Annotated in this window: 20 protein-coding genes; 16 read left to right on the forward strand and 4 right to left on the reverse strand. The window is 69.4% G+C overall.

What is annotated here, in order from left to right; genetic code table 11:
• Position 1: 1 nt before the first annotated feature.
• Together D9V36_RS04315 and D9V36_RS04320 are read right to left on the reverse strand one after the other, a co-directional pair.
• Positions 2-1,168, reverse strand: a complete 1,167-nt coding sequence (locus D9V36_RS04315) for an EfeM/EfeO family lipoprotein (RefSeq protein ID WP_241720702.1) — start codon at positions 1,166-1,168, stop codon at positions 2-4.
• Positions 1,169-1,452: 284 nt separating this feature from the next.
• Positions 1,453-2,049 carry a helix-turn-helix domain-containing protein gene (locus tag D9V36_RS04320; RefSeq protein ID WP_129292580.1) on the reverse strand — a complete coding sequence of 199 codons (597 nt, stop codon included), beginning with the start codon at positions 2,047-2,049 and terminating at the stop codon, positions 1,453-1,455.
• A 379-nt stretch (positions 2,050-2,428) separates the two neighbouring features.
• Between D9V36_RS04320 and D9V36_RS04325 the strand changes: the two genes are divergently transcribed.
• The 16 genes from D9V36_RS04325 to D9V36_RS04400 all read left to right on the forward strand — a co-directional run bounded on the left by D9V36_RS04325 (position 2,429) and on the right by D9V36_RS04400 (position 16,764).
• On the forward strand, positions 2,429-3,637 hold the full coding sequence (locus D9V36_RS04325) for a cytochrome P450 (RefSeq protein ID WP_129292581.1): 1,209 nt from the start codon (positions 2,429-2,431) through the stop codon (positions 3,635-3,637).
• 282 nt (positions 3,638-3,919) lie between these two features.
• Positions 3,920-4,984, forward strand: a complete 1,065-nt coding sequence (locus tag D9V36_RS04330; protein ID WP_129292582.1) for a type III polyketide synthase — start codon at positions 3,920-3,922, stop codon at positions 4,982-4,984.
• 462 nt (positions 4,985-5,446) lie between these two features.
• Positions 5,447-7,363 (forward strand): molecular chaperone DnaK, encoded by a 1,917-nt coding sequence (gene dnaK / locus D9V36_RS04335; RefSeq protein WP_129292583.1) that lies wholly within the window; start codon positions 5,447-5,449, stop codon positions 7,361-7,363.
• Positions 7,360-8,010, forward strand: a complete 651-nt coding sequence (gene grpE, locus D9V36_RS04340; protein WP_129292584.1) for a nucleotide exchange factor GrpE — start codon at positions 7,360-7,362, stop codon at positions 8,008-8,010. The genes dnaK and grpE overlap by 4 nt, the downstream gene beginning before the upstream one ends.
• A 363-nt stretch (positions 8,011-8,373) precedes the next feature.
• A complete protein-coding gene (locus D9V36_RS04345; RefSeq protein WP_129292585.1) occupies positions 8,374-8,700 on the forward strand; it encodes a gas vesicle protein in 327 nt (108 codons plus the stop codon).
• 76 nt (positions 8,701-8,776) lie between these two features.
• Entirely contained in the window at positions 8,777-9,229 is a 453-nt protein-coding gene (locus tag D9V36_RS04350) for a gas vesicle structural protein GvpA (protein WP_129292586.1), read from the forward strand.
• Between the two features lie 2 nt (positions 9,230-9,231).
• Complete coding sequence (locus D9V36_RS04355) at positions 9,232-9,945, forward strand: GvpL/GvpF family gas vesicle protein (RefSeq protein ID WP_129292587.1); 714 nt, start codon at positions 9,232-9,234, stop codon at positions 9,943-9,945.
• A gap of 20 nt (positions 9,946-9,965) precedes the next feature.
• Positions 9,966-10,223, forward strand: coding sequence for a gas vesicle protein GvpG (locus D9V36_RS04360; protein WP_129292588.1), 258 nt, complete (start codon positions 9,966-9,968; stop codon positions 10,221-10,223).
• Positions 10,224-10,250: 27 nt separating this feature from the next.
• Positions 10,251-10,931, forward strand: coding sequence for a hypothetical protein (locus D9V36_RS04365; protein ID WP_206739595.1), 681 nt, complete (start codon positions 10,251-10,253; stop codon positions 10,929-10,931).
• Positions 10,924-12,129, forward strand: a complete 1,206-nt coding sequence (locus tag D9V36_RS04370) for an SRPBCC family protein (RefSeq protein ID WP_129292589.1) — start codon at positions 10,924-10,926, stop codon at positions 12,127-12,129. Before D9V36_RS04365 ends, D9V36_RS04370 begins: the two co-directional genes overlap by 8 nt.
• 60 nt (positions 12,130-12,189) lie before the next feature.
• Positions 12,190-12,621 (forward strand): gas vesicle protein, encoded by a 432-nt coding sequence (gvpJ, locus tag D9V36_RS04375; RefSeq protein WP_129292590.1) that lies wholly within the window; start codon positions 12,190-12,192, stop codon positions 12,619-12,621.
• A 131-nt stretch (positions 12,622-12,752) separates the two neighbouring features.
• Positions 12,753-13,604, forward strand: coding sequence for a GvpL/GvpF family gas vesicle protein (locus tag D9V36_RS04380; protein WP_164992874.1), 852 nt, complete (start codon positions 12,753-12,755; stop codon positions 13,602-13,604).
• The gene (locus D9V36_RS04385) at positions 13,601-13,888 is read left to right on the forward strand and encodes a gas vesicle protein (RefSeq protein WP_431357640.1); all 288 of its coding nucleotides are present in this window, start codon (positions 13,601-13,603) and stop codon (positions 13,886-13,888) included. The genes D9V36_RS04380 and D9V36_RS04385 overlap by 4 nt, the downstream gene beginning before the upstream one ends.
• 106 nt (positions 13,889-13,994) lie before the next feature.
• Positions 13,995-14,411: a gas vesicle protein K gene (locus D9V36_RS04390; protein WP_129292591.1), complete on the forward strand. Its 417-nt coding sequence runs from the start codon at positions 13,995-13,997 to the stop codon at positions 14,409-14,411.
• Positions 14,412-14,610: 199 nt separating this feature from the next.
• On the forward strand, positions 14,611-14,781 hold the full coding sequence (locus tag D9V36_RS04395; RefSeq protein WP_086717956.1) for a hydrophobic protein: 171 nt from the start codon (positions 14,611-14,613) through the stop codon (positions 14,779-14,781).
• A 282-nt stretch (positions 14,782-15,063) separates the two neighbouring features.
• Positions 15,064-16,764 (forward strand): cholesterol oxidase substrate-binding domain-containing protein, encoded by a 1,701-nt coding sequence (locus D9V36_RS04400; RefSeq protein WP_129292592.1) that lies wholly within the window; start codon positions 15,064-15,066, stop codon positions 16,762-16,764.
• Positions 16,765-16,909: 145 nt separating this feature from the next.
• Here the strand turns inward: D9V36_RS04400 and D9V36_RS04405 are convergent, their stop codons facing one another.
• Positions 16,910-18,061: a CapA family protein gene (locus D9V36_RS04405; RefSeq protein ID WP_129292593.1), complete on the reverse strand. Its 1,152-nt coding sequence runs from the start codon at positions 18,059-18,061 to the stop codon at positions 16,910-16,912.
• A 185-nt stretch (positions 18,062-18,246) separates the two neighbouring features.
• Entirely contained in the window at positions 18,247-19,215 is a 969-nt protein-coding gene (locus D9V36_RS04410) for a GntR family transcriptional regulator (RefSeq protein WP_129292594.1), read from the reverse strand.
• Positions 19,216-19,251: the final 36 nt, after the last annotated feature.

Below are 19,251 nucleotides of genomic sequence, written 5' to 3' on the forward strand. Positions count from 1 at the left end.
TTCACACCGTTCTCCGCGCATCGCACAGCGTCGCCACCGACGCCAGCCGTTCCACCAGGTCTCCGAACACCGCGTCGATCCGCTCCCGCTGCCTGCGGTCCAGATGGCTCAGCGCCGGCCACCGCCCGTCCTTCCGGAGGCCGTCGAGCAGCCGCTGTGTCCGGCTCAACTCGCGCTCCACGTGCGGCAGGCCGGGATACCGGGTCACCAGCAGGGGGCGCAGCCGGGTGAGGACGGCCCGGGTTCCTTCGAGGTGGGCGCGGGCGGTGGCGAGGGTGCTGCCGCTGCCGTAGTCGGTCCGTCCGGTCAGCTCGGACTGCAGTGTGTTCTCCAGGATCTCGTGTGCCCGCAGGCCGAGGTCCGCGGGCTCCATCCGCGTCTGCGCCCAGCGCTCCCGCAGCTTGCGGACGGCGTCGTCGAGAGCGGCCGCCGGTGCGCGCAGGGAGTCGGCGGACTGCCCGTGCCACAGCCCGTATTCGATGCGGTGGAACCCGGTGAATTCCGGGTCGCGGTCGCCGTCCGGCAGACCGGCGCCGGTGCCGTTGATCTGCTGGTCGGCGTCGCCGAAGGCCCCGTACGCGGCGCCCAGCCGTTCGTAGGCGAGGTGCGCGGGCAGCCAGGCGTCCCGGGCCGCCGCGAGGTCCCCGCGCGCGAGGGCCGCACGCAGGGTCGCGGTCCGGCCGACGAGACCGTCCAGGCCGCCCGCCACCCACTTCTGATAGTCCAGCGCCGCGGGGATCAGATCGTGCTCGGTGACCGGGGCGGCCGCGGGGCCGGCCCGACCGCCGCCGTCGATGCGGACCGTGGGGCCGGTGACCGCGTCGGCGTCGTCCGGCAGGCACCTGAAGGCGTACGAGCCCCGGCCCAGCCGGACCCGCAGGTGCCGGGTGGTTCCGGGGCCGATGCCCTCCACCTCGCCGTACACCGCGCCGCTGCGTGGGGACGTGAGAGCGGCCTCGGCCGCCGCGGCGGAGGTGTTGTGCAGATCGAAGACCTGGGTGCCGGGCCGGGGGTTGTTCCATCCCCGGCCGCACCCGCCCGGCGACACCTCGACGGTGGTGTGCCGCAGCCCGTCCGTCGCGGCGGTCTGCCGCTGCCCCGCGGCGCCCTCCGGGCCACCGGGCAGCGCCAGCGCCAGCGCCGCCAGCAGCCCGCCGGCCAGGACCACGCCCCCGCTCCACCGGACGCGAGGGGACCACAGCTTCCCGAGACCGGTCCGCGGCACTCCGAGCCTCCCGGGGGTCGTTCCCACCACGCGAGGACAGACGTGGCGCAGGATGAGGAAAGGGCCGCGGCCCGGAGCGTTCCGGTTCCGCCGGGGCCGACGACAACGCTGCACATGCTAGACAGCACGGTGCGCCCGAACACGCTTTCCCCGGAAGCGATGCCAAGATTTTCCTGGTGGTTCATCGGGCCGTTGCCGTTCGCGGGTCCGGCGCCGGGCCGGGCCGGTCAGGCGGAGCCGGGGTGCGGGGCGGCGCGGACGTGCATCCGCTCGCCCTGCGCCCCGAAGAGGCTGAGGAATTCCACGGGATGCGGCCCGGCGTTGGCGAAGCCGTGCGGGGTGTGGGTGTCGAATTCGGCGGCCTCGCCGGAGGTGAGCACGAGGTCGTGGTCCCCGAGAGCCAGCCACAGCCGGCCGGAAAGGACGTAAAGCCACTCGTAGCCCTCGTGGGTGCGCAGTTCAGGCCGGGTGCCGGTGGCTTTGCCGGCCGGGAGAATGTGTTTGAAGGCGTGCAGACCGCCGAGGTGGCGGGTCAGCGGTACAAAGGTCTGTCCGTAGCGGGTGAAAGGGCGCGGGTGGACCCGGGGGTCGCCGGTGGCCGGCGCCCCGACCAGCTCGTCCAGCTGCACTCCGTGCGCTTTGGCGAGCGGCAGCAGGAGTTCGAGGGTCGGTTTGCGCTGCCCGGACTCCAGACGCGAAAGGGTGCTCAGTGAGATGCCGGTGACCTCGCTCAGCTGCGCCAGGGTGGCTCCGCGCTCCCGTCGCAGCGCTCGTAGCCGCGGGCCGACCGCGTGGAGCACACCGGCAATGTCATCGTCCGCCATGACTCTATTTGCTGTCCCGGCAACAGCTTTTGTCAAGTCGGCGAGGGGTGCGCCTCACCTGCCCGCCCGGCCCCGACCGGCGCCCTCACCGGTACACACCGGACACCACCGGGGCAAGAGCCGGAGAGATCACCCGATTGGCGCACCACACCGACCACCCGGCACTGTCCGTAAGTCACTGTGGAACGGCAGGGCAAAGGCATCCGTCAGGCCCTTTCCTGCGCGGGAAGCAAAAGCCGCCCCCCGCATCTCCGCTTTTCGCTGACCGGGATGAATCGGCGCCCTTCTGGCCGGCGGCCCGATACGACCGCATGCGTGCGCCCGGTCTTTCTCCGCAGGCGGTGAATTCACTCGTCCCCTCTCACGTCGGGAGCTCACCATGGAACCCGGACCTCACGTCTGGAACTGCCCGTTCGACTATGCGGAGGGCCTGGAATTCGATCCGACGCTCAAGCGCCTGCTGACCGAAGAACCGGTCGCCCGCATCCGGCTGCCGCACGGCGAGGGCGAGGCGTGGCTCGTCACGAAGTACGACGACGTACGCACGGTCACAACCGACCGGCGCTTCAGCCGGAGCGCCGTCATCGGCCGGGACTTTCCCCGTATGACGCCCGAGCCGATCGTCCAGGACGAGGCGATCAACGTGATGGACCCGCCCGCCAGCAGCCGCTTGCGGAGCCTGGTCTCCAAGGCGTTCGCGCCGCGTCACGTGGAGCGCATGCGGGCCCGCACCCAGCATGTCGTGGACGAGCTGCTGGACCGGATGGCCGCGCAGGGCCCGCCCGCCGACCTGATGGAGAGCCTGGCGAACCCGCTGCCCCTGACGACGATCTGCGAGGTCCTCGACATCCCCGAGCGCGACCAGGCACAGCTGCGCGCACACGCCCGGACCATGATGAACGTGACCGTCGAGAACCGGGAGCGCGCCGTCCGGGCCAAGGCCGACATGCGGGCCTACTTCGAGACGCTGACCGCGAAGCGGCGTCAGCACCCGGGAGAGGACCTGATCAGCGCCCTGGCCACCGCTCGTGACGGGGACGAGATCCTGGGTGACCAGGAACTCACCGTGATGGCCATGGTCCTGCTCATCACCGGCCAGGACACCACCACCTACGAGATCGGCAACCTCGCCTACACGCTGCTCACCCGGCCCAGGGAGCTCGCGATGCTGCGCTCCCGTCCCGAAATGCTGCCGCAGGCGCTCGACGAAATGCTGCGGTTCATCCCCTTCCGCAAGGGCGTCGGCATCCCCCGCGTCGCCACCGAGGACGTGGAGCTGAGCGGTGTGACGATCCGGGCCGGGGACATCGTGCACGTCTCCTATCTGACGGCCAACCGGGACAGCCGGAAGTTCGACCGGCCCGACGAACTGGACCTGGAACGCGAGGGCCGGACCGCCCACATGACGTTCGGCTGGGGCGGACACCACTGCCTGGGTGCCCCGCTCGCGGTCACGGAGCTGGAAGTCGCCCTCAAAACCCTCCTGGAGCGCTTCCCGGAACTCCGGCTGGCACAGCCGGCCGAGGAAGTCCGCTGGAACACCACCTCGATCTGGCGCTATCCGCTGGAGCTGCCGGTCACTTGGTAACGGTGGGCCACGGCCGCAAAATGCAGAATCCACCCGCCTGGCGTACGGTTACTACTCGGAAAGATCAATCCACCAGCACGGGGAGAGTTCATTCTTCGACGGCTGGCCCGCTCGATTCCCTTCCGGGGTCGCCCTTTTCGAACCGCCGGATCCGCCCATGGTTCCCTTGCCCGCTCCACATGGGCGAGTTACCGCGACGGATACCACCGACCGAAAAGGAAACGACTCGAATGCAGCGCAGGGAATCCCTGAAGGGGCCACAGTCTGCAAGGAGTGCATCTCATGGCGGTTCTGTGCAAACCAGCAATCGCGGTCCCTGAATACGTCATCACCCAAGACGACACCCTCGAACTCGCGCAACGGCTGCACAAGGACCACTCGCAGCTGAGACTGATCCTGCGGCTGATCGAGAACACCGGCGTCCTCAAGCGGCATCTGATCCAGCCGATCGACAAGGTACTCAAGCATCCGGGGCTCGACGCCCGTAGCGCGGTCTACGAAGAGGAGTCCAAGGCCCGCGTGCCCGCCGTGGTCCGCAAGGCACTCGACCAGGCGGAGCTGGAGCCGCAGGAGATCGACCTCATCGTCTACGTCTCCTGCACCGGCTTCATGATGCCGGCCCTGACCGCCTGGCTCATCAACACCCTGGGCTTCCGGTCGGAGACCCGGCAGATGCCGATAGCCCAACTCGGCTGCGCGGCAGGGGGCGCGGCGGTCAACCGGGCCCATGACTTCTGCACGGCGTACCCCGACGCCAACGTGCTCATCGTCGCGTGCGAGTTCTGCTCGCTGTGCTACCAGCCCACGGACCTGGGTGTGGGATCGCTGCTGTCGAACGGCCTCTTCGGTGACGCGGTCGCCTCCGCCGTGGTCCGCGGGAGCGGTGGCACCGGGGTCCGGCTGGAGCGCAACAGCTCGTACCTGATCCCGAACACCGAGGACTGGATCTCCTACGCGATCCGGTCCACCGGCTTCCACTTCCAGCTGGACAAGCGCGTACCCGGCACCATGGAACCGCTCGCCCCCGCCCTGCGCGCCGTCGCGGAGCAGCACCAATGGGACGCGGGCGACCTGGACTTCTACATCGTCCACGCGGGCGGTCCGCGCATTCTGGACGACCTCTGCCGCTTCCTCGAGGTTCCTCCGGAGGCGTTCCGCTTCAGCCGCGCGACGCTGACCGAGTACGGCAACATCGCCAGCGCGGTGGTGCTCGACGCCCTGGCGCGCATGTTCGACGAAGCGTCGGCCCTCGACGGCCAGCGCGGTCTGCTGGCCGGCTTCGGCCCCGGCATCACCGCCGAGATGGCCCTGGGCACCTGGTCCTCCGGCCCCGCGCCGACGGCGTGACCCGACCGCCCGGTGTGCCCGGCAGATGTACCGCCGGGCGCACCGGGCGGAGCGTTCCGCCTCGACATCACCGCCGGTGGCCGTCACGCCCCTCTCCCCCCTCCCTCCGGCCGGGCAGGTCCCGGCCGGTCAAGCATGTCCCGGCCGGCATCCGCCACCGGAGCCACCCGACTGCGGCAGCCAGCGGGAGCACGGCAGCAATTCGCGCATACCGTATATATGCCTTGAAAAGTAATATCTTGACATATGCGGCGACACGTTTTATGCACGATTCATACGGACGACGCGGTGGACGACGCGGTACAGGATCGCCTCCATATCAGCAGGTGAGAGGGCGTGCCGAGGAAGCAGCGGGGCGACCCGGGCGTCCCGGTCCGGTGACCGCCAGGGGCCTGCGGGCGCCGGGGCCCGGTGCCGGGCGGCGCGGGCTCCGGGAGTCGGCCGCAAGACGAGGAGAAGACCATGGCACGTGCAGTGGGTATTGACCTTGGTACGACGAACTCGGTGGTCAGCGTGCTGGAGGCCGGTGAGCCCGTCGTGATCACCAACGCCGAGGGGGCCCGGACCACCCCGTCGGTGGTCGGCTTCGCCAAGGGCGGCGATGTGCTGGTGGGCGAGGTCGCCAAGCGGCAGGCCGTGACCAATGTCGACCGCACCGCGCGGTCGGTCAAGCGCCACATGGGCGAGGCGCAGTGGCGTTTCCCGGAGAGCGGCGACATCGACGGCAAGCGGTACACCGCGCAGGAGATCTCCGCGCGGGTGCTGCAGAAGCTCAAGCGCGATGCCGAGGAGTACCTGGGCGAGGACGTGACGGATGCGGTGGTCACCGTTCCGGCGTACTTCAATGACGCCCAGCGCACCGCCACCAAGGAGGCCGGCGAGATCGCGGGCCTGAAGGTGCTGCGGATCGTCAATGAGCCGACCGCCGCGGCGCTGGCCTACGGCCTCGACAAGGAGAACGACCAGACAATTCTGGTCTTCGACCTCGGTGGCGGCACCTTCGACGTCTCGCTGCTGGACATCGGCGACGGCGTCGTCGAGGTGAAGGCCACCAACGGCGACACCCACCTGGGGGGCGACGACTGGGACCAGCGGATCGTCGACTACCTCACCAAGCAGTTCAAGAACGCCTACGGCATCGACCTGTCCAAGGACAAGATGGCCACTCAGCGGCTGCGGGAGGCCGCCGAGAAGGCGAAGATCGAACTGTCCGCGGCGACCGAGACCACGATCAATCTGCCGTATCTGAGCGCGTCGGCCGACGGGCCCCTGCACCTGGACGAAAAACTCACCCGCTCGCAGTTCGAGCAGCTCACCGCCGATCTTCTGGAACGGTGCAAGACCCCGTTCCACAACGCGGTGAAGGACGCCGGGATCAAGGTCTCCGACATCAACCATGTGATCCTGGTCGGCGGCTCGACCCGGATGCCCGCGGTGACCGAGCTGGTCAAGGAGCTGACCGGCAAGGACCCGCACAAGGGCGTCAACCCGGACGAGGTCGTCGCCATCGGCGCCGCCCTCCAGGCCGGTGTCCTCAAGGGTGAGGTCAAGGACGTCCTGCTGCTGGACGTCACGCCGCTGTCCCTGGGCATCGAGACCAAGGGCGGCATCATGACCAAGCTCCTCGAACGCAACACCACGATCCCGACCAAGCGCTCCGAGATCTTCACGACGGCCGAGGACAACCAGCCGTCCGTGCAGATCCAGGTCTACCAGGGCGAGCGCGAGATCGCGGCGTACAACAAGAAGCTCGGGATGTTCCAGCTCACGGGCCTGCCGCCGGCCCCCCGCGGGGTCCCGCAGATCGAGGTCTCCTTCGACATCGACGCCAACGGCATCATGCACGTCACGGCGAAGGACCTGGGCACCGGCAAGGAGCAGAAGATGACCGTCACCGGCGGCTCCTCGCTGCCGAAGGACGACATCGACCGGATGGTCCGCGACGCCGAGCACCACGCCGAGGAGGACCGCCGCCGCCGGGAGACCGCGGAGACGCGCAACCAGGCCGAGCAACTCGTCTACCAGACCGAGAAGTTCGTCCAGGACAACGAGGCGAAGATCCCCGGTGAGGTCAAGGGCGAGGTCGAGACCGCGATCGGTGAGGTCAAGGAGAAGCTGAAGGCCGCCGAGTCCGCCGACGGTGACCACACCGCGGAGCTGCGTACCGCCTCCGAAAAGCTCGCGACCGTCTCCCAGAAGCTGGGCCAGGCCATGTATGCCGAGGCCCAGTCGCAGGCTCAGGCCCAGGGATCCGCGCAGGGTTCCGAGGGTGCGGCCGGCTCCGGCGAGGGCGGACCGGGCACGGCCACCGGCGAGCAGGACGATGTCGTCGACGCGGAGATCGTCGATGACGACAAGCAGGAGGGAAGCGCACGATGAACCGTCCGACCCACCTCCCTGACCTCCCTCAGCCGCCGCTGGCTCTCGTAGGGCACCGACAGGAGGAACCCCCCGGACCGGTCCCGCCCCGCGCCGGCCAGGCCGAGGAGCGGCCCGCTCAGGGCGACACGGGGAAGCCGACCGGGGCCGGCCGGGACCCCGGCCGGCCGTCCCGCCAGGACGGGGCCGCCGCGCGGCCGGCGTCGCAGGACGCGGCGCTACGCGCCGAGCTCCAGGAGCGTACGGCCGATCTGCAGCGGCTGAAGGCCGAGTACGACAACTACCGCAAGCGGGTCCACCGCGACCGCCTGGCGGTCGGTGAGATCGCCGTGGCCAATGTGCTCGGCCGGCTGCTGCCCGTACTCGACGCCCTTGCCGAGGCCGGGGAGCAGGGCGAGGTGACCGGTGGTTTCCAGCGCGTCGCCGAGGCTCTGCACACCGAACTGGGGGCGCTGGGCCTCCAGCCCTTCGGTACCGCGGGCGCCCCCTTCGACCCGCTGGTCCACGAGGCTGTCACCTACACCCCCGACGACCGGCTGGAAGAGCCGGTCTGCACCGCGGTCCTCCGCCAGGGCTACCGGGTGGGCGACCGCCTGTTGCGTCCCGCGCAGGTGACCGTGGCCGGCAAACCTGCCGCCGGGGCGTAGCGCTCTCCGGGCCGGTCCGGGCTGGGCGGGACCACCGGGCCGGACCGCCGGGGACCGGCCCACCGGACGGGACCTGACCACTTCACCGGACGGGACCTGACCACTTCACCAGACGGGACCTGACCACTTCACCGGCCCTTCTGCCGTGGCGCCACGGCAGAAGGGCCGGTGTTCCGTCATGCCGTGGCGCGTCCGTGGAGTGACCGACGAGTTGACCGGCGGATCTCGCCTTCACCGGGACGGAATTCCGCCCTCTGCGGGCCGCTGTGCATAGGTGCGTTTCCCGGGGGCACCCGGTCCTCCATCGCCACAGACGTCCACCGTACTTCGACAGAAACCCTACGACGCACGACAGGCGGGATCATGGCGACCGAGGAAAACCCGGACCGCAAGGAAACGGACCGCAAGGAAGAAGCACACCACGGCGGACCCGAGCGGATCGCCGCCCCTACAGCAATGCGCCACGCTGCGGGGCAACTTGCCCAGATGCTGCAATGCGAGCCCGACTCGGTGTCGGCTCTCAAGGCCACCGACGACGGCTGGTCGGCGGATGTGGAAGTGGTGGAGATCGAAAGGGTTCCGGACACCGCGTCCGTCATGGCTTCCTACCGCGTTCACCTCGACGCACAGGGCCAACTCCTGGGATACGAGCGCACTCGCCGGTATGGGCGCGGCCAGATCGACCGATGATGCGGCCACTGCCCGGCGCTGCCATGACGTGACGGCCCCATGACCCGCTCCAGTCAACTGGAAGGGACGATCGACCGTGACAGCCATTCAGCAATCACACGCATCGACCAGCAGCAGCGGGGGCGGCTCGGGAAATCTCTACGATGTCCTTGAGCTGATTCTCGACCGCGGACTTGTCATCGACGCCTTTGTGCGCGTTTCCCTCGTCGGCATCGAAATTCTCAAGATTGACGTACGCGTCGTCGTCGCAAGCGTGGACACCTATCTGCGCTTTGCCGAGGCGTGCAACCGGCTGGACCTGGAATCGGGCCGCAAGGCGCCGAGCCAGCTCACCGATCTGGTCGGTGAGGCCACCGAGAGCGGCGCCAAGGGAAAGTCGAAGGGCGCACTGACCGGCGCCGTTGAGGCATTCACCGACTCCCTGCACAAGGGCCAGGAGGATTCCGAGGAGGAGGCGGCGCAAGAGCGCCCGGCGCGTAAATCCTCCGGCTCCACCAGCCGTCGCACGGCCCGTCGTCGGGAGGACTGACCATGGCGACCTACCTCTACGCCATCACCGGCGCGGAGCACCCCTTGCAGCTGTCCGACGTCACCGGTGTCGGTGACCCCGCGGCACGGCTGCGCACCGTCAAGACCAAGGACCTGTGCGCGGTGGTCAGCGACGCACCGGACGGGCTGCGGGCCAAGCGCCGCGATGTGGCGGCCCACCAGAGCGTCCAGGAACGGCTGCTTGCCGACGGTGCCGCCCTCCCCATGCGCTTCGGGCTGATCGGCCCCGACGACGCGCAGGTGGTCTCCGCCCTGCGGGAACACCGCGACACCTACACCCGGCGCCTCAAGGAGATCGACGGCTGCCGCGAGTACCACCTCAAGGTCGCACGCGACGAGGACGACCTGCTGCGGGAGATCGTGCGGGAGTCCGCCGAGGTACAGCAGCTCAACGACCGTACCCGGCAGAATCCGGACGCCTACGACGCCAAGGTGGCCCTGGGCGAGCTGATTGCGCAGGAGGTCGAGGCCCGCCACGACCGCGCCCGTACGGACATCGTGGCCCGGCTGGCTCCGGCCGCGGTGCGCAGTGCGAACGCCGAACCGACGAAGCGCCATTTCCTCAATGTGTCGTTCCTCGTCGAACAGGAGAAGGCGGCGGCGTTCTCCGAGGCGGTCCATACGGAAGCCGGGCAGCGCACAGACGCCTACACCTTCAGTCTGCACGGCCCGCTGCCGCCGTACAGCTTCGTCTGACGGGCGGGCGGAGATCCGTCATGGGCCTCATCACGCAGATCCTGACGCTGCCGGTCGCTCCGGTGCGGGGCACGGTCTGGGTCCTGGACCAGGTGCTGCTCACCGCGGAGCGCGAGTACTACGACCCGGAGCCGGTGCGCGAGGAACTGGCCGCGCTGGAACAGCAGTTGCTGGACGGAAGCATCACGAGCGCCGAGTTCGACTCCCGCGAGGACGAGCTCTTGGACCGGCTGGAGTGGCTGGAGGCCAACCGGCAACGACTACGTACCGACTCCTGATCACGGGGAGAACGAGGTGTACGAGAGATGATGAGCAACGTCAAGATAGGTGTGGCCCTCGTAGGGGGCTACCTGCTGGGGCGTACGAAGAAAGCCAAGATGGCCATCGGCCTGGGCATGTTCCTGGCCGGCCGGAAGCTGAATCTCGACCCGCGGCAACTGGGCGCCTTGGTGGCCAACTCACCGGTCCTCGGCCCCCTCAACGACCAGGTGCGCAAGGAGCTGGTGGACGCCACCAAGTCGGCCGCCGGCGCCGCGCTCAACCAGCGGATGAACGGCCTCGCCGACTCCCTGCACGAGCGGACCCTGGCCCTCAACGAGGGTGGCGGGACGGACGGCGCCGGGCGCGCGGCGGACCAGGCGGACCCGGACCCGGAGCCCGAGGGCAAGGGCACGGGCAAGGGACGGGACAAGGCACAGGAGTCAGCCACCAAGAGGACCACCAAACCGGCCACGAAGTCGGCGAGGCAGTCGGCCACGAAGTCGGCATCGGCTGAGAATTCGACCGCCGCCGACCGGTCCTCCACGGCACGGCGCTCGGCGTCGAGTGCGGCCAAGACTTCCGGGAAAGCCGCCTCCTCTCGTGGACGCACCTCTACCGCACCGGGGCGGAAGGCCGCCTCCGGCACCCGTAACAAGGCCTCGAGCAAGGCCAAGGCTTCCGGCGCGGCGCGCACGGCGGCCGGCCGTGGGGGCAGCCATGGCTGAGTCGACCTTCAGCAAGATCAAGGACGAGGTGACCAAGAGCCCGGCGGCCGACCAGCTCAAGGAGGAGCTGCAGCACTACCTCCAGGCACGGGCGGAACACGCGGTCACCAGCCTCGGCCACAAGCTGGGCGAGAGCGTCGGCAAGCTCGCCGAACCCGGCCAGGGCGCCGGTGGCCTGGTGAGCAGCCTGGCGAAGGGCGGCAGGGCTCTCAGCGAGGGCAAGTCGTCGCGGCAGGCAGTTCTGGCCGCGGGCGCCTCCCACCTCAAGGACACCGTCAAGGACAAGGTGAAGAGCCTGTTCGGCAAGGGCCGCAAGGGCGGCGGCGGCAAGTCCAAGAGCGTGACGATCGTCGAGGACATCGATGTGGGTGTTCCCGTACGCGAGGCGTATGACCAGTGGACGCAGTTCCAGGAGTTCAGCACCTTCGCCAAGGGCGTCGTCAGTGTCGAGAAATCCGATGACACCAGCAGCAACTGGAAGGTGAAGGTTGCCAAGTCCACCCGCAGTTGGCGGGCCCATGTCACCGAGCAGGTGCCCGACGAGCGGATCAGCTGGACCACCGAGGGCGCGAAGGGCACGGTCAAGGGAGTGGTGACCTTCCACCGCCTCACCGGCAACCTGACGCGGGTGCTGCTGGTTCTCGAGTACTTCCCCAAGGGGCTGTTCGAGAAGACCGGCAATATCTGGCGCGCCCAGGGCCGCCGGGCCCGGCTGGACCTCAAGCTCTACCGCACATTCATCATGCTGCGCGGCGAGGCCACGGATGGCTGGCGCGGTGAGATCCAGGACGGCGAGGTCGTGGTCGAGCACGAGGACGCCGTCGCGGCGGAGGAGGAGGACCGGGAGGACGCCGGACGCGACTCCGACGAGGTGCTTCCCGGAGACGATGATGCCGGTGAGGCCGATGAGGAAGCCGACGCCGAGGACGAGGGCGTGGACGACTACGACGATCTCGCAGTGGACGCCGAAGACGAAGCCGAAGCCGAAGGCGACGATGACGGCTACGAAGTCGACTTCGAAGACGACTTCGAAGAGCCCGTCGACGGACACGATGACCCCGGGGAACCGCTCGACGAGCACGACGACGACGCAGAACTCCTCGACGAGGACGACGCCCCCGCGGACGAACGGAATCCGTACGACGAGGACGAGCCGCCGGCACCACGCCGGGGCCGCCGTGCCGCCGTAGCCCGCTGACCCTTCCCGACTTCGACCGCGACCACGACCGCGACCGCGACCGCACAGACGAGGCTGATCATGTCCGATTCACTGGCCGGCCGTATGGGGCCTTCCTCCGGTCCGTCCCCGTACGGCCGGCAGGGGGCGTCCGCCAACCTGGCCGACATCCTGGAGCGCGTCCTCGACAAGGGCGTCGTCATCGCGGGCGACATCCAGATCAACCTGCTCGACATCGAGCTGCTGACCATCAAGCTCCGGCTGCTCGTCGCCTCCGTCGACAAGGCCAAGGAGATGGGCATCGACTGGTGGGAACACGACCCCTCCCTGTCGTCCCGTGCCCACGCACCGCAGCAGGTCCCCGAGGGGCGTCCGCCGGCCGTCACCGGTGACTCGTTGGCCGAGGAGAACCGGCACCTGCGCGCCGAACTCGCCGAACTGCGCGCGGCCATCGGCGCCTCCCAGGGCCAGGTCTCCGGCGCGCAGCAGGCATACCGCGAGGAGGAGCAGTGAACAGCCGCACGCAAGAAGCGAAGGAGACCGCCACCTCGCCGCTCCCCCGCGATCGGCCCGCTGATCAACTCGCTGATCAGCCTGTGGATCGGCCAGCTGATCAGTCCGTGGATCAGTCCGTGGATCAGCCCGTGGATCGGTTCGCTGATCTGCCCACCGGTCACCAACAGTCCGACCGCTCCCGGAGCTCGTACGTCTACGCCATCGGCCGCGCCGGAACCGCCCTCGAAGCGTCGGCTCCTCAGCTGACCGGTCTGCGGGACGGCCCCCTGCGGACGGTCACCGCCGGCCGCCTGACCGCCCTCGTCTCCTCCGTCCCGGCCGACGCCTTCAGCGCGGCGGGGATGAAGGCACAGCTGGAGGACCTGAGGCAGCTGGAGACGATCGCGCGGACGCACCATGCCGTCGTCGAGGCCGCCTGGGCCGGCACCATGGTGCTGCCCATGCGCCTGGCCACGGTATATCTGGATGATTCCCGGGTGCGGGCGATGCTGGACGAGCGCGCTGCCGAGTTCGATGCGCTGCTCTCCCGGCTCGAAGGCCATGCCGAGGTGGGGGTGAAGGTGTACGCGGACGCACGCGCAGCGGCCGCGGCCGGAGCTCCCGCGCCGCCCGACGGCCCGGCCCCCGCTGTGTCCGCGGTCAGCCCCGGCCGGGCCTACTTGCAGCAGCGGCGGGCCCAGCGGCGCACACATCGTGATGCCTACCGCGCTGCGGGAGCCGTCGCCGCCGACGTGCGGGTCCGGGTGGCCGACCTGGCTCGGGACATGGTCGCGCACCGGCCACAGCAAGGTGAACTGGCGTCCGGCGCAGGCGAGAACATCGCCAACGAGGCCTATCTGGTCCCCACGGACCGCTTCGCGGAATTCCATCGGGCCCTGAAGGGGCTGGACGACGGCGTCCCCGGCGTACGCGTCGAGATCACCGGTCCGTGGGCCCCGTACTCCTTCGCGACACCACCCGCGGAAGGCGCACATCCGTGAAGGGAAACGACCCTCATGAGGCCGCATTCACGGATGCCTCACACTCGGATTTCCCGTACCCGGACGTCCCGCGCGCGGCTGCCTCGCATGTGACGGACCCATCCGAGGAGGAATCTCTTGCCGGGCGACAGATCGCTCTGATCGATCTCCTGGACCGTCTCCTGAACGGCGGTGCGGTCCTTACCGGAGATGTGGTGCTGTCCATTGCGGAGGTGGATCTGGTCCATATCAACCTGCGAGCGGTGATTCGCTCGGTCACGCCCGACAGCCCGGCACCATGGTGAAGATCCGCGGCGCCGAGGGCTCCATGAACCCGCCTCCCCGGCCGATCAGTTCGGTTTCCCCATCTCCCCCGAGGAAAAATTCCCACGTGACGAGGACAGGTACACCATGACGGATGAACCGGTTGAACCGGCCACGCCGGCGAAGCCCGCCTTCGCGGAGGTGGCGCAGGCAGCGGCACGAGCGTTCGACCTGGTGCCGGCCGGGCGCGGGGAAGGCCGCCGGGGGCAGGACAGCGGCCTCGCCCAAAGGCTGAAGACCGACCCGGAGACGGTCGAACGCGATCTCATCAAATTGGTGCTGACCATCGTGGAGCTCTTGCGGCAGCTCATGGAGCGCACCGCACTTCACCGTGTCGACCAAGGCGACCTGACCGAGGAGCAGGAAGAAAGAGTCGGGATGACGCTCATGATTCTCCAGGACCGTATGACGGAACTCTGTGAGCGCTATGGCCTCACGATGGCCGACCTCAATCTCGACCTCGGACCCCTGGGGTCTCTCCTGCCTCCCCACGACACCGCCTGACATCACCTCAAGAGTTTCGTCAACACCACCACCAACATCCCCGGGCTTCTTCCTTCTCTTACGTGCATCACGCCATGTTTCCGTACGCGTTGAGCGGCAAGACGGCAGAAAAGGGCCGCAGAGCGCACCGGCTTTCCTCTCGTTCCCGTGGTTTCTCCATAAGCGCTCTCGCGTCTTACCTATACGGAGGTGCAGGGAAATGGTTCCGCTGCTTCTGGTTCTGCTGCTCGCGTTGCTTCTCTTCGGCGCGGGATTCGCGTTGAAGGCACTGTGGATCGTCGCCGTGGTGGTGCTGGCGTTCTGGCTGCTCGGTTTCCTGATGCGGTCGGCCGGCGCCGGTGGCCGGCGTGGCCGCTGGTACCGCTGGTAGAGCCGATACGACCGGCGGAGCTGATACGGCTGGTGGAGCTGGCGCCCCTGGCGGAGCTGGTACCCCTGGCAGGTCTGTGCCCCGCTCCCCCCACATCCCCGGCGGCCCGATCCCCTTCGGCCCCGCCGGGGAACGGTATTTCCTGACGGGCATTGCAACTGATGGCCCGTCACCCTACCCTTCCGGCACATCCCCACCGCACCGGGGCGCTCGTACGGTCTCACCCCTACGATCCGTGCGCGGTGCAGCGGGGCCGGCGCGCCGCGCGCCGGAGGGACAGCCATGTCCGACGACAGCGCTCGAAGAGCTTTCACCCGCCGCACGCTGCTGACCGGGGCCGCCGCCGCGGGGCTCGCCGCGGCAACCGGGCTGCAGCCCGCTCATCGCATCCCCATGGGCAGCGCCGCGACCACCCTCGCCCCTCCGCCCGACTTTCCCGAGGGCATCCCACTCTCCCAGCAGGCCTTCCGCAACTGGTCGCTGGAGATCGTCGTCGAGGGCGTATGGACGGCCTCGGCCCGTACCCCCGACGATGTGGTCACCCTCGCCAACTGGGCGCATCAGCAGGGCTACCGGCTACGGGCCCGGGGCAAGGGCCACACCTGGTCGCCGCTGGTGGTACCCGCCGGGGCCGACACCAACCGGACGGTCATCGTCGACACCACCACCCACCTCACCGCGGTCAGTGTGCGCGGCGGCGGTCCGGGGAGTGTCACCGCGCAGACGGGGGCGACGCTCGACACCATCCTCGCCCGCCTGGAGGAGTCGGGTCTCGGCCTCGCCACCACCACCGCGCCCGGCGACCTCACCATCGGCGGGGTGCTCGCCATCGGCGGCCACGGCACGGGGCTGCCCACCGCCACCGAACGCCCGCCCGCGGGCTCCGGCTTCGGCACACTGAGCTCCCTGGTCACCTCCCTCACCGCGGTGGTGTGGAGCGCGGCCGAGGGCCGCTATGTGCTCAAGACCTTCACCCGCTCCGACCCCGACATCCGCGCCTTCCTCGTCCACCTGGGCCGCGCCTTCCTCACCGAGGTGACGATGACCGCGGCCGCCAACACACGGCTGCGCTGCCAGAACTGGTTCGATGTGAACGTGGGCACGGTCTTCGGCCCGCCCGGCACCGGCGGCCGCACCCTCGGCTCCTACCTGGACCGCACCGGGCGCATCGAGGCCATCTGGTTCCCGTTCACCGATGTGCCCTGGCTGAAGGTGTGGAGCCTGGCACCGAGCAAGCCGCTGCTCGCCAAGCAGATCGACACCCCGTACGCCTACACCTTCGCCAACCGTGTCACCGAGGAGATGTCGGGGCTGCTCGGGGAGATCGCCGCGGGCGGAGGTGACAAGACGCCTGCCTTCACCAAGCTCGCCATGTCCATCGTCGGATCGGGGCTGATCGTCACCGGTACCTGGGACGTCTGGGGCTGGTCGAAGAACAGCCTGCTGTACGTCGAACCGACGACGCTGCGGATCGTCGAAGCGGGATGGGCGGTACTGACCTCCCGGGCGAATCTGCAGCGGGTGGTGGGGGACTTCTACACCCGCTACCAGAGCGTGCTGACGGCTCATCAAAACCGCGGCTCCTACCCGGTCAACGGTCCGATCGAGCTGCGTATCACCGGTACGGACCCCCTGGACGGTCCCCTTCTGTCCCCGGCGCGGGCGCGCGCGGACCATCCCGAGTGGGACACCGTGGTGTGGCTCGACTTCGCCACCTATCCCGGCACGCCCGGCGCCGGTCCCTTCTTCCACGAGCTGGAGCAGTGGATCTGGCAGAACTACACCGGTTCGTATGCGTCCGTACGTCCCGAGTGGTCCAAGGGCTGGGCCTATACGGACAGCGGGCCGTGGACGGACCCCGCCGCGGTGGGCGGCACCGTCCCGGCCGCGTTCGAGGACTGGCGCACCGCCCGGGACATCCTGAACTCCTACGACCCGGCACGGGTGTTCTCGAACGCCTTCCTCGACACACTGCTGCCCTGAGCGGCACCAGTCCCCCGGGCGGCACCTGTCTCTGAGCGGCACCTGTCTCTGAGCGGCACCTGTCCCCGGGGCGGCGCCTGCACCCCTGGGCACGGCACGCCACCTCGTGCCCCGCGCCCGTCCGGCTCCGCCGGCCGTCCCGGCCCTATGACCGACGACGTCCGGCGGAGCCGCGCCCACCCCCCTGAGCGGGACGGAGCGTGAGCGTGCCCTCGGGGGCGGAGGCGACGCAGGGGCGGAAGCCGGAACCGATCCGGTCCAGCATCACACGCAGCCACCGGGTGTCCTGGTGTGAGGCGTGCCGCAGCCGCATGCGCCGGGCCTGCAGCGGGGTGATCCGCACCTCGTGGAGCCCGCCGGTGTCCGGGTCGACCGAGACGAGGTAGAGCAGCCGCAGGTCGTCCCGGTACTGCTCGTAGCCGGTAATGCCCTCGTAGTCATCGATGAAGTCGCCGCACCCGTGGATCACCAGCTTTCCCCGGTACGCCTCCAGGGCGCGGGGGTGGTGCGAGGAGTGCCCGTGGACGAGATCCACGCCGCCGTCGATCAGGGTACGGGCGAACGCGGCCTCGTCCCGGGGCACGTGGTAGCCCCAGTTGGCGCCCCAGTGGACGGAAGCCACGGCGATGTCGCCCGGCCGCTTCCACTGTCGTACCCGGTCGGTGATCGCGGTCGCGGCGGCGGCGGAGGGACCGGCAACGAAGGCGACCCCGGCGCGGTCCGGGGCCGCGGCCCAGGCCCGGGGGATGCCGCTGGACGGCATCCCGAAGGAGAAGACCAGGAGCCGGCGGCCGCCTTCCAGCGGGACGCTCGCCGGCCGTTCCGCCGCGTCGGCGTCCGGTCCCGCCCCGGCCGTCCGCAGTCCTGCCCCCGCCAGAGCGTCGAGAGTGTCCGCCAGTCCTCGGTGACCGAAGTCCAGGACGTGGTTGTTGGCCAATACACAGACATCGGGACTGGCGGCGGTGAGGCACGGAACGTTCGCGGGGCTCATCCGGTAGTGGATGTCCTTGCCGCGGGCGAAGTCGGCGCTCCGGGTGACGCTGGTTTCCAGGTTGAGCACCCGGGCGGCGGGCGCGGCCTCATCGAGCACCCTCAGGGCCTCCCCCCACGGCCAGGAGAAGCCGACCGGACGGTCGATGGGACCGTTCGCCGCCTCCGCCAGCTCCACATAGGCCCGGGCGTCCGGCACGTAGACCTCCCGCAGCTCCGGGTCCCCCGGGTGCGCAAGGATCTGGTCGACGCCCCGGCCGAGCATGACATCGCCGCAGAAAAACAGTGTGAGCAAGTCACCGCCCATTCCCCCAGGTTAGAACCGGTCGGCGGCGGTTTCCCCTCGCGTCGGCCCACCCCGTGCGCCCCGCCCCCGGGGATGGATGGATCAGGGCGCTTACGACGCCTGACACCTTCCTGACCGGCGCAGATGTCGCAGCCTGAGGCAAGAGTGGACAGCTGCCCGCTCCGGACGGACGGGCATCGAGACGATCAAGGTGTGCCCGAGCGCTCCGCCCGGCGGGACCGTCCCTCGATGAGCGCGGCCACGCCGTCGAGCATGGAGCCGAGGCCGATCTCGAACAGTTCGTCGAGGTCCAGGTCGTAGCCGGCCTCTCCGACGGCTTCGATGACCCGGGTGAAGGTCGGGTAGTCGCCGGACGCGGTGATCGCCGCAAGGGCGGGGGCCTGGGTGTCCATCCACTGGTCTTCCGACAGGCCCGTGACGCTCGCGGCTTGCGCTTCCCGTTCCAGCTGGACCGCGATGCCCTGCACATGGCTGTAGAGGAGGGCGTTCAGGTTGAGCATGGTCGTCGGGTCGAGGCCGTGACCGTCCATGGCCTTCAGCATCCATTCGGAGTAGGCCATCAGATGGGGCAGTATCAGCGGGCGGGTCAGCGGGCCGATCTGCGCCAGCCAAGGATGTGCGCGGTGCAGCGTCCAGAGCGACCGGGCGCCCCACTCCAGCCGGGCCCTCCAGTGGGCGGGCGCTCCGGTGGGGAAGCGCAGCTCGCCGAGAACCGTGTCGGCCATGAGGAGCACGAGGTCGTCCTTGCTGTTCACATGGCGGTACGGCGACATCGTGGCGGCGTGCAGCCGTGCCGCGACACTCCGCATGGATACCGCGGCCAGCCCTTCGGCGTCGGCGATCTCTATGGCGGTGTGCACGATCCGCTCACGGGTCAGCTCACGCTCCCGGTCCGGGGCGGTGCGGGGGCGAGGGGCGGCGGGGCGCCGGTGCGGAGCCGCCACCACCGTGCCTACGCGCGGTTTCGCCCGCACCAGCCCCTCGTGGCGCAGAGTGGTGAGCGCCTTGGTGGCGGTGGCAAGTGCGACATTCCACTCCCTCGCGATCTGACGTGTCGAGGGAATCCGGTCGCCGGGAGCGAGTTCACCGTCGGTGATGCGTCGCCGGATCTCGGCGGCGACGCGCAGATAGGGCGGGATGTTTTTTGCGGCCACCTGTCTCCTCTTTCTTCCTGTACTAGTACAGAGGCT

The sequence above is a fragment of the Streptomyces lydicus genome, assembly GCF_004125265.1.
Taxonomy (GTDB): domain Bacteria; phylum Actinomycetota; class Actinomycetes; order Streptomycetales; family Streptomycetaceae; genus Streptomyces; species Streptomyces lydicus_C.

What these genes read in the sequence shown, in the direction of transcription:
- D9V36_RS04320 (WP_129292580.1), bottom strand. Translation starts at nt 2,049, where the DNA reads ATGGCGGACGATGACATTGCCGGTGTGCTCCACGCGGTCGGCCCGCGG.
- D9V36_RS04325 (WP_129292581.1), top strand. Translation starts at nt 2,429, where the DNA reads ATGGAACCCGGACCTCACGTCTGGAACTGCCCGTTCGACTATGCGGAG.
- D9V36_RS04330 (WP_129292582.1), top strand. Translation starts at nt 3,920, where the DNA reads ATGGCGGTTCTGTGCAAACCAGCAATCGCGGTCCCTGAATACGTCATC.
- dnaK (WP_129292583.1), top strand. Translation starts at nt 5,447, where the DNA reads ATGGCACGTGCAGTGGGTATTGACCTTGGTACGACGAACTCGGTGGTC.
- grpE (WP_129292584.1), top strand. Translation starts at nt 7,360, where the DNA reads ATGAACCGTCCGACCCACCTCCCTGACCTCCCTCAGCCGCCGCTGGCT.
- D9V36_RS04345 (WP_129292585.1), top strand. Translation starts at nt 8,374, where the DNA reads ATGGCGACCGAGGAAAACCCGGACCGCAAGGAAACGGACCGCAAGGAA.
- D9V36_RS04355 (WP_129292587.1), top strand. Translation starts at nt 9,232, where the DNA reads ATGGCGACCTACCTCTACGCCATCACCGGCGCGGAGCACCCCTTGCAG.
- D9V36_RS04360 (WP_129292588.1), top strand. Translation starts at nt 9,966, where the DNA reads ATGGGCCTCATCACGCAGATCCTGACGCTGCCGGTCGCTCCGGTGCGG.
- D9V36_RS04365 (WP_206739595.1), top strand. Translation starts at nt 10,251, where the DNA reads ATGATGAGCAACGTCAAGATAGGTGTGGCCCTCGTAGGGGGCTACCTG.
- D9V36_RS04370 (WP_129292589.1), top strand. Translation starts at nt 10,924, where the DNA reads ATGGCTGAGTCGACCTTCAGCAAGATCAAGGACGAGGTGACCAAGAGC.
- gvpJ (WP_129292590.1), top strand. Translation starts at nt 12,190, where the DNA reads ATGTCCGATTCACTGGCCGGCCGTATGGGGCCTTCCTCCGGTCCGTCC.
- D9V36_RS04390 (WP_129292591.1), top strand. Translation starts at nt 13,995, where the DNA reads ATGACGGATGAACCGGTTGAACCGGCCACGCCGGCGAAGCCCGCCTTC.
- D9V36_RS04395 (WP_086717956.1), top strand. Translation starts at nt 14,611, where the DNA reads ATGGTTCCGCTGCTTCTGGTTCTGCTGCTCGCGTTGCTTCTCTTCGGC.
- D9V36_RS04400 (WP_129292592.1), top strand. Translation starts at nt 15,064, where the DNA reads ATGTCCGACGACAGCGCTCGAAGAGCTTTCACCCGCCGCACGCTGCTG.
- D9V36_RS04405 (WP_129292593.1), bottom strand. Translation starts at nt 18,061, where the DNA reads ATGGGCGGTGACTTGCTCACACTGTTTTTCTGCGGCGATGTCATGCTC.